The 13,857-nt window shown below is 42.3% G+C and carries 15 protein-coding genes; 3 read left to right on the top strand and 12 right to left on the bottom strand.

Features of this window, described 5'->3' with window-relative positions; all coding sequences use genetic code 11:
- Positions 1 to 18: 18 nt before the first annotated feature.
- The 4 genes from lepA to gpr all read right to left on the bottom strand — a co-directional run bounded on the left by lepA (position 19) and on the right by gpr (position 4,780).
- Positions 19 to 1,854, bottom strand: coding sequence for a translation elongation factor 4 (gene lepA / locus J7I90_RS20135; protein WP_053535739.1), 1,836 nt, complete (start codon positions 1,852 to 1,854; stop codon positions 19 to 21).
- 176 nt (positions 1,855 to 2,030) lie between these two features.
- Positions 2,031 to 2,354: a YqxA family protein gene (locus tag J7I90_RS20130; protein ID WP_214773470.1), complete on the bottom strand. Its 324-nt coding sequence runs from the start codon at positions 2,352 to 2,354 to the stop codon at positions 2,031 to 2,033.
- A 21-nt stretch (positions 2,355 to 2,375) separates the two neighbouring features.
- Complete coding sequence (gene spoIIP / locus J7I90_RS20125) at positions 2,376 to 3,575, bottom strand: stage II sporulation protein P (protein WP_214773469.1); 1,200 nt, start codon at positions 3,573 to 3,575, stop codon at positions 2,376 to 2,378.
- Positions 3,576 to 3,661: 86 nt separating this feature from the next.
- Complete coding sequence (gene gpr, locus J7I90_RS20120; protein ID WP_214773468.1) at positions 3,662 to 4,780, bottom strand: GPR endopeptidase; 1,119 nt, start codon at positions 4,778 to 4,780, stop codon at positions 3,662 to 3,664.
- 286 nt (positions 4,781 to 5,066) lie between these two features.
- On the opposite strand from gpr, the gene rpsT reads away from it, so the two are divergent.
- Positions 5,067 to 5,333: a 30S ribosomal protein S20 gene (rpsT, locus tag J7I90_RS20115; RefSeq protein WP_034308554.1), complete on the top strand. Its 267-nt coding sequence runs from the start codon at positions 5,067 to 5,069 to the stop codon at positions 5,331 to 5,333.
- Positions 5,334 to 5,423: 90 nt separating this feature from the next.
- On the opposite strand, the gene holA is transcribed toward rpsT, so the two are convergent.
- The gene (gene holA, locus J7I90_RS20110; RefSeq protein ID WP_214773467.1) at positions 5,424 to 6,437 is read right to left on the bottom strand and encodes a DNA polymerase III subunit delta; all 1,014 of its coding nucleotides are present in this window, start codon (positions 6,435 to 6,437) and stop codon (positions 5,424 to 5,426) included.
- Positions 6,438 to 6,775: 338 nt separating this feature from the next.
- On the opposite strand from holA, the gene J7I90_RS20105 reads away from it, so the two are divergent.
- Entirely contained in the window at positions 6,776 to 6,910 is a 135-nt protein-coding gene (locus tag J7I90_RS20105; protein ID WP_034308559.1) for a YqzM family protein, read from the top strand.
- A gap of 76 nt (positions 6,911 to 6,986) precedes the next feature.
- On the opposite strand, the gene J7I90_RS20100 is transcribed toward J7I90_RS20105, so the two are convergent.
- The 3 genes from J7I90_RS20100 to J7I90_RS20090 all read right to left on the bottom strand — a co-directional run bounded on the left by J7I90_RS20100 (position 6,987) and on the right by J7I90_RS20090 (position 10,585).
- The gene (locus tag J7I90_RS20100; protein WP_214773466.1) at positions 6,987 to 9,293 is read right to left on the bottom strand and encodes a DNA internalization-related competence protein ComEC/Rec2; all 2,307 of its coding nucleotides are present in this window, start codon (positions 9,291 to 9,293) and stop codon (positions 6,987 to 6,989) included.
- A 14-nt stretch (positions 9,294 to 9,307) separates the two neighbouring features.
- Positions 9,308 to 9,871 (bottom strand): ComE operon protein 2, encoded by a 564-nt coding sequence (locus J7I90_RS20095; RefSeq protein WP_214773465.1) that lies wholly within the window; start codon positions 9,869 to 9,871, stop codon positions 9,308 to 9,310.
- 78 nt (positions 9,872 to 9,949) lie between these two features.
- Complete coding sequence (locus tag J7I90_RS20090; protein ID WP_214773464.1) at positions 9,950 to 10,585, bottom strand: helix-hairpin-helix domain-containing protein; 636 nt, start codon at positions 10,583 to 10,585, stop codon at positions 9,950 to 9,952.
- Positions 10,586 to 10,694: 109 nt separating this feature from the next.
- On the opposite strand from J7I90_RS20090, the gene comER reads away from it, so the two are divergent.
- Positions 10,695 to 11,525, top strand: a complete 831-nt coding sequence (comER, locus tag J7I90_RS20085) for a late competence protein ComER (RefSeq protein ID WP_285289453.1) — start codon at positions 10,695 to 10,697, stop codon at positions 11,523 to 11,525.
- Positions 11,526 to 11,623: 98 nt separating this feature from the next.
- Here the strand turns inward: comER and J7I90_RS20080 are convergent, their stop codons facing one another.
- The 4 genes from J7I90_RS20080 to J7I90_RS20065 are packed head-to-tail and all read right to left on the bottom strand — an operon-like array spanning position 11,624 to position 13,851.
- Positions 11,624 to 12,367, bottom strand: coding sequence for a class I SAM-dependent methyltransferase (locus J7I90_RS20080; protein ID WP_214773463.1), 744 nt, complete (start codon positions 12,365 to 12,367; stop codon positions 11,624 to 11,626).
- Entirely contained in the window at positions 12,364 to 12,720 is a 357-nt protein-coding gene (gene rsfS / locus J7I90_RS20075; RefSeq protein ID WP_034308569.1) for a ribosome silencing factor, read from the bottom strand. The genes J7I90_RS20080 and rsfS overlap by 4 nt, the downstream gene beginning before the upstream one ends.
- Positions 12,720 to 13,292 (bottom strand): bis(5'-nucleosyl)-tetraphosphatase (symmetrical) YqeK, encoded by a 573-nt coding sequence (gene yqeK / locus J7I90_RS20070; protein WP_054400178.1) that lies wholly within the window; start codon positions 13,290 to 13,292, stop codon positions 12,720 to 12,722. The genes rsfS and yqeK overlap by 1 nt, the downstream gene beginning before the upstream one ends.
- Positions 13,282 to 13,851: a nicotinate-nucleotide adenylyltransferase gene (locus J7I90_RS20065; RefSeq protein WP_034308571.1), complete on the bottom strand. Its 570-nt coding sequence runs from the start codon at positions 13,849 to 13,851 to the stop codon at positions 13,282 to 13,284. Before J7I90_RS20065 ends, yqeK begins: the two co-directional genes overlap by 11 nt.
- Between the last annotated feature and the right edge of the window lie 6 nt (positions 13,852 to 13,857).

Raw genomic sequence — 13,857 nt, 5'->3', positions numbered from 1 at the left:
AACTATCGTTTATTTTATTTATTTTTTGGGTGTCGTATCATCCATTTTCAAAACAGCCATGAAAGCTTCCTGCGGAACTTCAACGGAACCTACTTGTTTCATCCGCTTTTTACCTTCTTTCTGTTTTTCGAGCAACTTACGTTTACGGGAAATATCGCCGCCGTAACATTTAGCCAATACGTTTTTGCGCATTGCACTAATCGAAGAACGGGCGATGATTTTTTGCCCGATTGCCGCTTGGATCGGCACTTCGAATTGTTGTCTTGGAATCAATTTCTTCAATTTTTCAACAATGACTTTACCGCGTTCATAAGCAAAGTCCTTATGAACGATGAAACTTAAAGCATCGACAGTTTCAGCATTCAGTAAAATATCCATCTTCACAAGCTTGGACGGTTTGTAGCCGATCAGCTCATAATCGAATGAAGCATAGCCTCTTGTATTGGATTTCAATTGATCGAAGAAGTCATACACGATTTCCGATAATGGAATTTCATAATGAATGCTCACACGAGTCTCATCGATATATTCCATATCAATGAAGTTACCGCGTTTATTTTGACAGATTTCCATGATCGCCCCGACAAACTCCGTCGGTGCCATCATCGTTGCTTTGACATATGGCTCCTCGACACGTTCGATCTTTTGAGCATCAGGCATGTTGGACGGGTTATCCACTTTCAGGACCGTTCCGTCCGTTTGCACCACATCATAAATAACACTCGGCGCAGTGGTGATCAGATCGATTTTGAATTCACGTTCAATCCGTTCCTGGATGATTTCCATATGAAGGAGTCCAAGGAATCCGCAACGGAAACCGAAGCCCAATGCTTGCGATGATTCCGCTTCGAACTGCAGCGCTGAATCGTTCAATTCCAATTTCTCCAATGCATCCCGTAAATCATTGAATTTCGATGCGTCAATTGGGTATAAACCGCAATATACCATCGGATTCATCTTCCTGTAACCCGGCAATGGTTCTGTCGCACTATTCACGGCACTCGTGATCGTATCACCGACAGTCGTGTCACCAACGTTTTTAATCGATGCCGTCAGGAAACCTACATCACCGACGTTCAGTTCATCCAAAAGCTGTGTTTTAGGGTTGAAAACGCCCAATTCGGTAACATCGAATTCCTTGCCAGTGGACATCATTTTGATTTTGTCGCCCACTTTAATGGAACCCTCAACAACACGGATATAGGCAACTACACCGCGGTACGCATCAAACAGTGAATCGAAAATAAGCGCCTTGAAAGGAGCATCCGGATCACCTTGCGGGGCTGGAACCAATTCAACGACCTGTTCCAAAATCTCCTCGATTCCGATTCCGGCTTTAGCCGAAGCCAAAACTGCATCGGAAGCATCCAATCCGATCACTTCCTCGATTTCTCCGCGCACCCGTTCCGGATCTGCACTCGGCAAATCAATTTTATTGATTACCGGAATGATTTCAAGGTTGTTGTCCAAAGCTAAATACACATTCGCAAGCGTTTGGGCCTCAATTCCCTGTGCCGCATCGACAACAAGGACAGCACCTTCACAAGCGGCAAGGCTTCGTGACACTTCATACGTAAAATCGACATGTCCCGGTGTATCAATAAGATGGAAGATGTATTCTTCTCCATCTTTCGCGTTATATTTCAATTGAATCGCATTCAATTTGATCGTAATTCCACGCTCACGCTCTAAATCCATGGAATCCAACAGCTGACTCTTCATTTCACGCTGAGTCATGGCGTTCGTTTTTTCAATGATACGATCCGCCAATGTAGATTTACCATGATCGATATGAGCGATGATGGAAAAGTTACGAATTTTTGATTGTCTTTTTAATTTTTCTTCTCTATTCATGACGTTCACTCCCACTAGTCGACACAATACACTATTTTTTATTATATCAATAGAAAATGCAAGATTCAACAGAATAGTTACAAAAGAAGCATCATTGCAGGACAAAGCATAAAAAAAGGCTGCATCCCGGATTCGGATGCAGCCTTTTGGCAGGGCTCAATCAACTTATTTCCTACCTAAATCATATTAATAAGGGCTTGAAAGGCACTTGATATGGTTTCTCCAAGCGTTTTGCCGATCGATGAGAAAAAGTTGAAAGCTTTCATTTCTTCAAGCTTTTCTTTTTTCGTCTCCAAATCATGACTCGTCACTTTTTCGCCAAGGATATCCGCTTCCATCTCCCCTTGGTCCGATTGGTTAATGATGAATGCACTATTCAAAGAGGGATCTTCATACCCCTTCATTTTTTTCATCCCGTCGTTCGCTTGCTGCATCCCGATTAGAACACCTAAAAATAATACGAGCACAATCCCTGTACATTTCAACCAAAATCGAACCATGATAAGAGAACTCCTTTCAAATTACCTCGCTTCCGAATCCCCGGTCTGGTTATCCACTGCTTTGGCATCCCAGTAAAATTCACTGAAAACCTCGGTAAAGGCATCAACGGTCAAGTACATTTCTTCGAAAGTATTATCAACACCGCCAACTTCAATAAGCATGGCATTGCCTGATAAATCCTGATTATATATACCATTATGGCTAGATCCGCCCTGTTTCATAACCCCTCGGGAAATACCTGGGTATTTTTTCTCCAATGCTTTATGAAGCTTATTGGCAAGCGCGGCATTTTTTTCATAGTTCGGGTTATTCCCCCCGATCACGAAGGCGATCTTGGCATACTCTTTACCTTTGATTGTAATTGTCGTATGTTTCTTCCGCTTTGAATCGCGGTGGATATCAATCAAATATTCTAAATCTTTGTTATTGGCCAATGCCGTCTGGACGGATTTTCGTGATTCTTGATACGATTTAGCATAATTCAATCCTTTATTATTCAGATTTCCCATGATATCCGTCTTATCGAGCGAGGAGCCGATTCCCTTATCAGCCAAATCTTCAACCATCCGTTCCCCGAGTTTCGTAATATTGATTTTAGAATGGTAGGCAAGGTCGGGATTGGTCACTCCTTTTAAATATGGAAGATATGACTCCCGGTTATGGCTATGGTATATCTCGACCACTTTCCGGCCATTGGTCGTTTGATTCGGCTCATTGGTCACTCCTTTATCCGGTTCTTCAATCTCATCCAGGTTTTGCAGGGATGCATCCCTCTCTTCATTCAGGACATCTACTGGCGGGGAGGATTCATAAGGCATATTGGTATAATTCGTTCCTTCCCCAGCAACGAGTATCTCATTATCAAAAATCGAAAAGCCAGGAAGTTCCCTTCCCAGTAAACTTCGCGGGTCCTCGAGTGAAATGTTGGTCGAGACTTTTATCAATTGATTCGTGATGATCGATTCCTGCTTACCTTCCGGCAGGGCATTAAACAGATAATGATTTTCATTGGCCAGCATCGAGAACAGCATTTTCCCCGAGAATTGATTGGCTACAGTATGTACGGAATTCGAAGATATCCGATACTCGGGTCTTAGGGAAGTCATGACCCCACTGACTGAAAAAACAAAAAGAAGCAAGGCGAGAATACCTAGAAAAGTTTTTATTATTGTTGATCCGTGAATGGCTGTTATGATTCCTGGGGAATTTCTTCTTTTCATCTTTCCACCCTCTCTATAGCTTGTCTATTAATACCTATGACTTTGCTAGAAAGGGTAGAACACCATTTTTGGGCACTGAATATGATTTAACGGGTGTAGTAGCCGGCATTATCTTGATTTATTGAATGATGCAGGGCTGCATTTAATCCATTAGCTATCAAATTGGCCATATCCTCGATGAAAACATCTACTTCCTTTGGTGTAACCATTAAATTATGACCAAGTGGCGAAAGCACCTCATAAATCAATTTCCTCTTCTCTTCATCAGGGAGCACACCTATCATTCCTAAAAAGGTTTGGCGTTCCTTTTCACCCGGCATATCTTCTTCGGTCAGCTTTGTCCGTTTTCCAAAACTGAATCCAGCAGGTGCCAATGAACGAGATGGTCTGTCCCCTTCATTCATTTCCTTGCCAAAATGCTTCAAAATATAATCAATCGTATCGCTTGCAATCGATACGGCATCCACGACGGTAGGTATTCCAATTGCAATAACTGGAACTCCCAGTGTAGCCTGACTCAATTCTTTACGTTTATTTCCCACACCAGACCCTGGATGGATACCTGTATCCGTAATTTGAATCGTTGCATTCACACGATCGATCGAACGGGCAGCCAATGCATCAACGACGATCAGGAAATCAGGGTTACTTTTTTCGATGACGCCTTTTATGATGTCACTCGTCTCGATTCCGGTAATCCCCATAACACCGGGGGAAATCGCACTGACCGGCCGATAGCCTTCCTTGACGGATTCAGGCTGCAATTCGAACAAATGTCTTGTGACTACAAGGTTCTCAACGACTGCAGGTCCCAGAGCATCGGGGGTAACATTCCAATTACCAAGGCCGACAACTAAACAACTGCTTTCCTTGTTGATTTTATTCCGTTTCAAGAAGTAAGCCAGTTCGTTGGCGAACACCTTTTCCACCCGTTGCTGTGTTTCCGTATCCTGCTGACGGATTCCCTGGACCTCGATGGTCAAATAGCTGCCCTGTTTTTTTCCGATTTCTTTTTCCCCCTCAGCCGTGACCTCGACTAAGGATACCTTCAAATCATCCACATCTTTTTCCTTAATTATGACCCCTTCAATATGGGAAACATCCACTTCCTCTACAACACCTTTATGTTCAAGGGCAATTTCCTTTGCCTCAATCGCCAAATCTGTCCGAATTCCGTATTCACTAAGGTCCAATTTATTTTCCATAACGGCCTCCTGATGTTTGAATTGTATCTAATCTAGTATTTTCAATAGTCTCTCTTAAACATTCTGTCGTTTTTGCTTTTTTATTATTCATTTTTTTGGTACAATGAATGATGACGAGATGAATTTATTACTGAAATTATAATTCCTTTTATAATTCCTTTTCGATTCTCAATCTGAAGTATTGCATATTTATGAGCAGTCTGATAGAATATCACTTGTGCTATTTGATATGGATTTGAAAAGTCGAGTTCATATAATCTCGATTTCTTTGTAGGAGGTGAACGGAATGCCAAACATTAAATCTGCTATTAAACGTGTAAAAATCAACGACAAAAAACGCGTTCATAACATTACTGTTAGATCAACTATGCGTACTACAGTGAAAAACGCTGAAGTTGCATTAGCTGGTGAAAACGTTGAAGCTGCTAAAGAAGCTCTTTTAACAGCTGCTGTGAAATTAGACAAAGCTGCATCTAAAGGATTAATCCATAAAAATGCGGCAGCCCGTAAAAAATCTCGTTTAGCGAAAAGACTTAACGCTCTTAACGCATAATGACAAAAAATTAAACGATCCAATCGGATCGTTTTTTTTGTGCCGTTTTTTTGCATAAAAAAGGTGACAGGATATCTGCCACCTTTTTTATCATCTGATTTTTAAAAGCAGCAGCTCAAGCGTGATTGCCTTATCTGCTTGTCCGGTCTTCATTTTATAATCCGCTTCCGCTAAGTCGTTCATGATGCTCAACAACTCGCGTTCCTGGAATTCCCCCGTCTTTTCAAGTGCCAGCTTTACCCTGTAAGGGTGCACCTTCAGTTGACCCGCAATTTTTTGCTGGCTATAGCCCTGACGGGAAAGCTCCTTCACTTGATACATGAGCCTGACCTGACCTGCCATGACACTCAAGATCTTGATCGGCTCTTCATTCTGCCTGAGAAGATCATGCAGTATCGTCATGGCACTCTCCATTTTTCTTTGTAACACATGATCAACGAGTGTGAAGATATTCTGTTCAAGGGATTTAGCGACCAGCTTTTCCACTACCTCGACAGTAATGTGCTTATCAGCTTCCGTATAAAGCACCATTTTATCCAGTTCATTCGTCAGCATCATCAGATTCGTTCCTGCAAGTTCAAGTAAAAGCTCCGTAGCCTGCTCATCTATTCGGACTGAAGAAGCTTCGACCCTCTCCTTCACCCACCCTTTTAACTCATGATCACCAAGCTTCTTCGCTTCAACAAGAACCGCCTTACGCTTCAGTTCCTTGGTGATTTTTTTCCGTTCATCCAGTTTCTCATAAGGTGCGGTCAATACGACAATAGAATATGGAACCGGGTCAGCCAAATACGCTTCCAGTCTTTTCACATTATGCTCAACTCTTGACTTCGTTTTTTCAGCTGTCAAAAAAAATGGGTTTTGCATGAAGACAAGGCGCCTTTCCCCGATAAACGGGAGGGTTTCGACATCTTCAAGCGCAGTTTCAACAGACGTCTCTTCTAAATCAAATTGAGAAAAGTTAAAATCCATCTCATCTTCGTGAAGGACATTCTCGATCAATAACTGCTTCGTTTCATTAATTAGATAGGCTTCCGTCCCATATAACAAGTATACTGGCGCGAATTGCCCTTTTTTTATACTTTTCCAAACGTCTAATACCAATAGAATCCGCCTCTTTACTATGTATTCTTCTCTAATGGTATAGGTGGATGGACCATTTGACAAGCTATAAAGGGAACTAGCCCTTAAAAGGGCTAGTTCCGGATCTATATGAACACTTTCAAGAAAGGCCCGGGTAATCTCCCTTGAAAGCGGGTAGAGTATTCATGTAGAACAAATGAGCTTTTCTTTTCGCTTGCTTTGTTTGTACTTTTATTTTGACCTCAAAATCCCAAACTATTTGTGACAACTCTTGTCAGTAAAGGAAATGAAGGAATGAAGCCTGTAGATTTTTTTTTGGTAATGTTTTATACTATTAGCAGAAATAGGAGGGGTAAATAATGAACGAATTCGAAAAGAATGTTCAATCAAAGACAGATGACGTCGCTGATTCCGCTATAGGATTCATCGGTTCTTTTGTATTTTTCGCTGCCATGTTCACCATAGCTGTCGTCATTAAAGCTGTCGGATCCTGATTTCATTCATTACATGCACTTATTTTTCCTGATGGAGGCTGCTGCTGCAGTCTCTTTCTTTTTGATTTTCTATATACTATGGGAGAGTCTTCCGAAAGGTTCCACTGCTTTTGTAATACTTGTAAATAATAGAACCATCCTTGTCCGTCCTGAAAACCTTTATGCCATTCCCCTCCAGATTCCCTATTACGTCTCCATGAGGGTGCCCGTAGCGGTTATCTTTTCCAACTGAAATAAGCGCCGCTTTCGGCTGCAGCTGTTCAAGGAAGGGCGTGGAAGAAGAAGTTTTACTGCCATGGTGACCGACCTTCAAGATATCCGCCTGCAACTGCGGGAATGTTCTCATAAGTTCCCTTTCCCCTTCCTCTCCCATATCGCCGGTCAATAACCATGACACTCCCCCAAGCTCCGTGAATAAAACGATGGATGAATCATTCTTATTTTCTTCTTGCTTAAATGGACTTAGCACAGCAAACCGCGCTCCGCCCGCCACCCATTGGTCCCCCCTTTTCAGGACGGTCATTTTCATTTTTTTCTCCCTCGCCACGGTTATTAGATCCATATCCCAGTATTGCTCTTCACTCCAGCCTCCAATGATGATCTCAGCAACTTTAAAATTATCTATCAATTCTTTTGCACTTCCCATATGATCTGCATCCGGATGGGTTAAAATCAGTTTGTCCAATTGGTGGATTCCTTTACTTTTCAATAATGGAATAATGATATCATCCGCCGTGTTGAACTTCTTTCTCTTTATCGCCCATTTATCGATTGGAAATGTAATTTGACCGCCCGTATCAATCAAATAATTGCCGCGGTTGAAAGGCAGGATAATTAAAATGGAGTCGCCTTGTCCAACGTCGATGATTTGCACTTCACCAAAAGGTGAGAACCTTTGTAAGTTATATTGCAAAAGTAAAAGGACGATTATCATTCCGCACCAGATTTTACTTTTTTCAAAGGATACTTCCCAAGTCAGGCATAACCCTATAAGGGAAATAACAAGTAGTAACATCATGAGGAAAGGCGGCTTTCCAAACGGAATGGAGGCGAGCGGCAATTCCGATGCTGCATCTGCGGCTTTATTGCAGAGTACGAAGGTGAAATTCAATAATGATATGAGAGGTTGACCAAAGGAAGGCAGTAATAAATGAATGAGGAGGGAAATCAGTGAAAATGGCAGCAATATGATGGAATAAAGCGGAACATACAATACGTTCAGAAACACGCCAAGGAAAGATACTTCAAAAAAGTGAAAAAGCAAAATCGGAAGGGCAGCCAGTTGGCAGATGGAACTGAGGATGAATAGCTGCATCGATTTCTTCGGGTATTGCAAGAAGATGCTTGAAGACATGATAATGGAGAATGTGACCGCGAATGAAAGCTGAAAACCTATATCATAGAGCATATTAGGCCGAAAAAACAAAAGTGCCATATAAGTCGATCCGATTGCAGCACCCGCCGAAATCCGCTTCTTGAATAGCAGGAGTAGAAAAAAAAGCATAGCCATTGAACAGGATCTCAACACTGATGGACTGGCTCCTGAAAGTAACATGTAACCCGGAAGGAAGAGTAGGATGGCCATCATCATTCTTTCCCGTGTAATCCCAACCCTGATGCCGATGTAAAATAACATCCCCGTTAAAAAACTGACGTGAAGACCGGAAATCGCCAGTAAATGAACCAAACCCAACCGCTGATAATTAGTAAGGTCCCCTTCATCTATATATCTCTGGTCACCGAATATGAGAGCAGTGACAAAACCGCTTGATTCTTCTGGAAAGTGTTCTCTAATATATGCAATCCCCTTCAGGCGCAAATTACGAATCGAAACCAGGATCGAGTTTCCACCCTCTTTGCATTCTTGAAATGAAATGGAATCCGCTTTCAATATCCAATGGGTGCCTTGGCGGAAAAGATAACGCTGGTAATCGAAACTGTTTTCATTCCTGTTTTTCTCGGGAATTTGCAATGTCCCTTCTGCCGGACATGATAAACCGATTCGCAGAAACCGACTCAGCTTTTCCTGTTCCAATTCGGTCGTGATTTTATAACGAAGCATTAGTCGTTCGCCTTTCTCACTGCCAATGAATCCTTTTAATGAATTTCCATCTATATTCGGTTGGTCTGTAAATGTGATGATAAATTGGCTTTCCGTTCCATGATAGGCAGTTTTGTTTCGGTGATCGGAGAAAGAGGCGGCACCTAAAAATATTCCCATGATCACCAAATGAAAACTAAGGGCCTTCACACTTAACCCCACCGAAAAATAAAGGAAACAGAGAAAAATAAGGATAACGATCAGCAGCTTTACATTTAAAAGAGAATGGGCCATAACACCAAATGTGGCTGAAACGGCCAGTAAGATAAGATGTCTGGCCATGCCTGCCCCCCGTCCTATTTAATTTCGAATATCAGATTGGCCTCTTTTTCCAGTTCCAATAAATCTTCTTTTCCCAGACCGTTTTGTTCAAGTTGTGCTAGCAATGAGAATACAAAGTCCTTTTTTTGTTTTCCATTAACATCGATGGCCCCTTTTGCTTCAACCTTCTCGGTCTTGACATCCGCCTGTTTGAATAATTCGAGGGCATATGGATGATTTTTGTAATCCTCGGCATAATATACAGCCTTTATGCCAGCTTGGATGAGTGATTTACAGCACTGAAGACACGGAAAATGCGTCACATATATTTCCGCCCCATCAGTCGGCACCCCAAATTTCGCACATTGTAAAAGTGCATTCATTTCTGCATGTATCGTTCTGACACAATGATTATCAATTACATAACAGCCGTCATCAATACAATGCGTCCCTCCCGCAATGGACCCATTATATCCACCCGCAATGATTCGGTTGTCCCTGACGATGGTAGCCCCTACAGTAAGGCGTGTACATGTGCTTCTTAAAGCTAATAAATGGCTTTGTGCCATGAAATATTGATCCCAACTAATTCTGTTCATGTTGTATCCCCTTACCTCTTGAATGATTTTCTTCAATTTTACCCTCTTCCTGTCCATTTGTGTAGCATATTCAATCATTCATTTCACCGAAATGGAATCCTGTAACCTTTCAAACGTTTTATCACCGATTCCCGTAACCTGCTTCAATTCATCGATCTCCTTGAATTTCCCTACCGTCTCCCTGTATTCCAGGATCGCATTCGCTTTGGATGGTCCAATTCCCGTCAAGGTTTGCAAATCTTCCTGTGTAGCAGTATTCAAGTTCACCAGCCCTCCTGACGTACCCTTAGTGACGGCATTACCAGACGTCCCGACTTGTATATTCTCCAAGTTCCCTTTGTCTTCTTCACCTATTTCCGGAACATAAATGACCATTTGATCTTCGATGATTTGGGCAAAATTCACTTTATCCGTGTCGGCCTTTTCCGTAAAACTGCCCGCAGCGGAAATCAAATCAATCACCCGGTCACCGGCCTGTGCAGTAAATATGCCCGGGGACTTGACCGCTCCTTTAACATCCACTTTAATGATCTCAGGTTCGGCAGCCGATTCATTTACACTTTGTTCCATCTCAGCTTCTTTTGCAGTAACGGAAAATATATCTTCCGTATCAGCCGGATCCTCCCCTTGTTGAGAAAAAAAGTAAATGCCCCCTGCCACAAATGCCGCGGCAACGGTAATCATCGTCATTTTCCTTTTTAAAATCCCTTCCATTTCTTTACCTCCTTATTGGATTTCGCACGATACATTGTCATAGGACAGATTAAAAATACATAGTGTTTTTAGGAGAATCAATCGCATAAGTGAGAGGAGTTGATCGGAATTGAAGAAAATCGGTGTTATCGGAACCGGAAATATGGGTACCATTTTAATCGAGGCATGGCTGGAGGCAAAAATATTGAATCCGGCAAATCTAATCATTACAAATCGCACACTTTCCAAAGCATTGGTGCTGAAAGAGAAACACCCGGGTATCAAAGTTGCGGAAAGCGCAGCCGAAATCGTCGAACAAGCGGACTTTATCTTTCTCTGTGTAAAACCATTGCAAATTAACAGCCTATTACAAGGCATCAAACAGCATATAAAAAGGGATCAGCTGGTTATTTCCATCACAAGCCCGCTTTCCGTCTCCCAGCTCGAATCGGCAGTGAATGCACCCTGTGCCCGTTTTATCCCGAGTATAACGAACCGTGTGGGTTCAGGCGTATCGTTACTGAGTTTCAGCGAGAGCTGCAGTAAGGAGAAAGTGTCAGCTTTATTTGATTTGGCCTCCGCCATATCGGCACCGGTCATCATTGAAAATGATATCACCCGGGTAGCTTCCGATATTGTCAGCTGCGGCCCTGCCTTCTTCAGCTATTTAGCTCAAGCTTTCATTGACGCGGCTTGCCAAACGACGAAGATTGATAAAGAAACGGCTACGACATTGACTGAGAATATGCTGGTTGGATTAGGGGAATTGCTCGGTAAAGGGGTTTATACATTGCCGACCTTACAGGAAAAGGTTTGTGTAAAAGGTGGAATAACAGGTGAGGGAATCAAGGTTTTAGAAGCTGAAACCGGGGAAATGTTCCATCATCTTTTTCAAGCGACACATGAAAAGTTTGCAGAGGATCTTCACGAAGTTGAAAAACAGTTCGGCCATCCTTATTAATATTCGTAATCAAGATCTCAATTCCTTCTAAAAAGTATAAAAAAGAAGAGGTCAGACCTCCACTCGTACTTGTACGAACGGGGATCTTGACCTCTTTATCATTTACTGGCCACAAACAAGATTCTTTCGGTTTCCGTTACAAGCGGTGCTTCTTCAAGATCCGCCAGAATTTCAGAAACCGTGAAACCTGCTTGCTCCAACCACGTTTTATATTGTTCAACCCGATAGGTCCGTTGATAATGCAACTCATCAAAACGGTCATAAAGGCCGCTTTCATCATGCCTTACAAAAAAACTTAAATCATGTTCCACACTGTAAGGTTCTTCACCCGGGAAGCAATCCCATATATAGGATACTTCTTCACCATTGACAGCAAACGTATGATCACGAAAAATTTCTTCCATTTTATAAACGGAATGGATATCAAACATGAATAATCCGCCATCCTTCAAATGCTCATGAACCCGGCTGAACGTCTTGACTATATCCTCTTCGTCGCGAAGGTAGTTCAGCGAATCACAGAAAATCGTGACACAATCAAATTGGCCAAGTCCTTCGAGTTCAGCCATATTCTGCTGGAAAAGCGGAATCGATAATCCAAGCTTAACCGCTTTTTCATTAGCAACAAGAAGCATTTCATCAGATAAATCCACGCCGGTGACTTCGAATCCGTGCTGCGCCAATTCAACGGTCATTTCCCCGGTTCCACACGCCAAATCCAGGACTTTCCTTCCACCAATTCCATACTGTTCCAGCTTCGCCGTAAGGATCATCAGCCATTTTTCATAAGGTGCGTCCTTCATCAATTCATCGTATACATAGGCAAAGCGTTCGTAAGTCATGAAGTCAGTTCACTCTCTAGATCTTCAAAAGGTGCATCTCCCCATAGACGTTCAAGGTTATAATAGTTTCTTTCATCTTTATGGAATATGTGGGCCACTACATCGCCAAGATCCACAAGCACCCATTTCGCCTCGTCAAAACCTTCAAGACGCTTTACATTGATTCCTGATTCATCAGCTTTGCTCTTCATTTCACGAGCTATTGCTTGTACTTGTTTTTCAGAATTACCGTGGCAGATCAAAAAGTAATCCGCTACAAGAGAAATACCTTGCATATTCAATGCCACGATATCCTCCGCTCTTTTATCATCCGCCGCTTTTGCTGCAATTACAAGAAGTTCACGTTCAGTCATTACATCTTCTCCTTCAAATTCATGATCAAATCATTATATGTCTTAAATGTGTCAGGGTAAATCGCCTGATTTCTTTTCATTAAAAAAACAACTGTATTCCTTAAAGCCTGGATGACAGCATGATCCAAATTTTGCTTTGCTGTCTGCCTTACTTCGTCGACACCGGGAAAAGAACGTCCCGGCTCGATATAATCAGCAAGGTATACGACTTTATCCAAAAGGCTCATGCCAACCCTGCCAGACGTGTGATAGGCAATCGCATCCAAGATTTCAGCGTCCTGAATGCCTGCTTCCTTATTCACCAGATAAGCCCCGACAGGAGCGTGCCATAGCTCCATATTGTATTCAAGTAACGCCGGGTCCATTTTTTCAGCGATTATTATTTGCTCCATTTCTTCTTTAGGTCGAAATTTTGCATAATCATGGAAAATGGCTGCAAGCTCGGCTTTTTTGACGTCGGCACCATACCGTTCAGCAAGTTCAATCGCTGACTCGACTACACCCAAGGTATGAATGTACCTGCGCTCGGTGATTTGTTCTTTGACCAGCGCCAATGCTTTCTCACGATTCATATAAACCATTCCCTTTAATATACTTCACCACTGGATCTGCTATTAAATATTTCACGGTTTTCCCTGTTCTTAACTTCCTTCGTATCATGGAAGACGAAATGAACATCTGCGGGACTTTCACCATCGTGATCGGGTATAAGGTATTCTCATTATATCCAGGACGCTTCACCCCGACGAAATTGACCATATGCACCAGCTCGTCGATACGATGCCAATTCGGTAAGTACTCAATCATATCTGCGCCAATGATGAAATAGAACTCATTGGCTGGCTCAAGCTCTTTAAGCAATTTTATCGTGTCATACGTATAAGATGTGCCTTTTCTTTCTATTTCAATACCCTCAATATAAAAAGATGGGTTTCCGGCTATCGCGTTTTCCAACATGGCCAGCCTGTCCATATCGGTTACTTCCTCCGATTTTTCCTTATGTGGAGGAACGTGATTTGGCATGAACCTGATTTCATCTAGCTCAAGGGCATCCAGCACTTCATTGGCTATAATTAAATGCCCGATATGCGGAGGATTGAATGTACCGCCAAGAATTCCAATTTTTTTCATAGATAG

Origin of the sequence: Bacillus sp. ISL-57, from assembly GCF_018613135.1 — a bacterium.
Lineage (GTDB): Bacteria > Bacillota > Bacilli > Bacillales > DSM-1321 > Peribacillus > Peribacillus frigoritolerans.
The sequence above is the reverse complement of the archived record's forward strand: the minus strand, read 5'-3'. Positions and strand labels throughout refer to the sequence as shown.

Bases quoted from the DNA above. Each gene is read 5' to 3' on its own strand.
- lepA (WP_053535739.1), bottom strand. From the start codon at position 1,854: ATGAATAGAGAAGAAAAATTAAAAAGACAATCAAAAATTCGTAACTTT.
- J7I90_RS20130 (WP_214773470.1), bottom strand. From the start codon at position 2,354: ATGGTTCGATTTTGGTTGAAATGTACAGGGATTGTGCTCGTATTATTT.
- spoIIP (WP_214773469.1), bottom strand. From the start codon at position 3,575: ATGAAAAGAAGAAATTCCCCAGGAATCATAACAGCCATTCACGGATCA.
- gpr (WP_214773468.1), bottom strand. From the start codon at position 4,780: ATGGAAAATAAATTGGACCTTAGTGAATACGGAATTCGGACAGATTTG.
- rpsT (WP_034308554.1), top strand. From the start codon at position 5,067: ATGCCAAACATTAAATCTGCTATTAAACGTGTAAAAATCAACGACAAA.
- J7I90_RS20105 (WP_034308559.1), top strand. From the start codon at position 6,776: ATGAACGAATTCGAAAAGAATGTTCAATCAAAGACAGATGACGTCGCT.
- J7I90_RS20100 (WP_214773466.1), bottom strand. From the start codon at position 9,293: ATGGCCAGACATCTTATCTTACTGGCCGTTTCAGCCACATTTGGTGTT.
- J7I90_RS20095 (WP_214773465.1), bottom strand. From the start codon at position 9,871: ATGAACAGAATTAGTTGGGATCAATATTTCATGGCACAAAGCCATTTA.
- J7I90_RS20090 (WP_214773464.1), bottom strand. From the start codon at position 10,585: ATGGAAGGGATTTTAAAAAGGAAAATGACGATGATTACCGTTGCCGCG.
- J7I90_RS20080 (WP_214773463.1), bottom strand. From the start codon at position 12,367: ATGACTTACGAACGCTTTGCCTATGTATACGATGAATTGATGAAGGAC.
- rsfS (WP_034308569.1), bottom strand. From the start codon at position 12,720: ATGACTGAACGTGAACTTCTTGTAATTGCAGCAAAAGCGGCGGATGAT.
- yqeK (WP_054400178.1), bottom strand. From the start codon at position 13,292: ATGAATCGTGAGAAAGCATTGGCGCTGGTCAAAGAACAAATCACCGAG.
- J7I90_RS20065 (WP_034308571.1), bottom strand. From the start codon at position 13,851: ATGAAAAAAATTGGAATTCTTGGCGGTACATTCAATCCTCCGCATATC.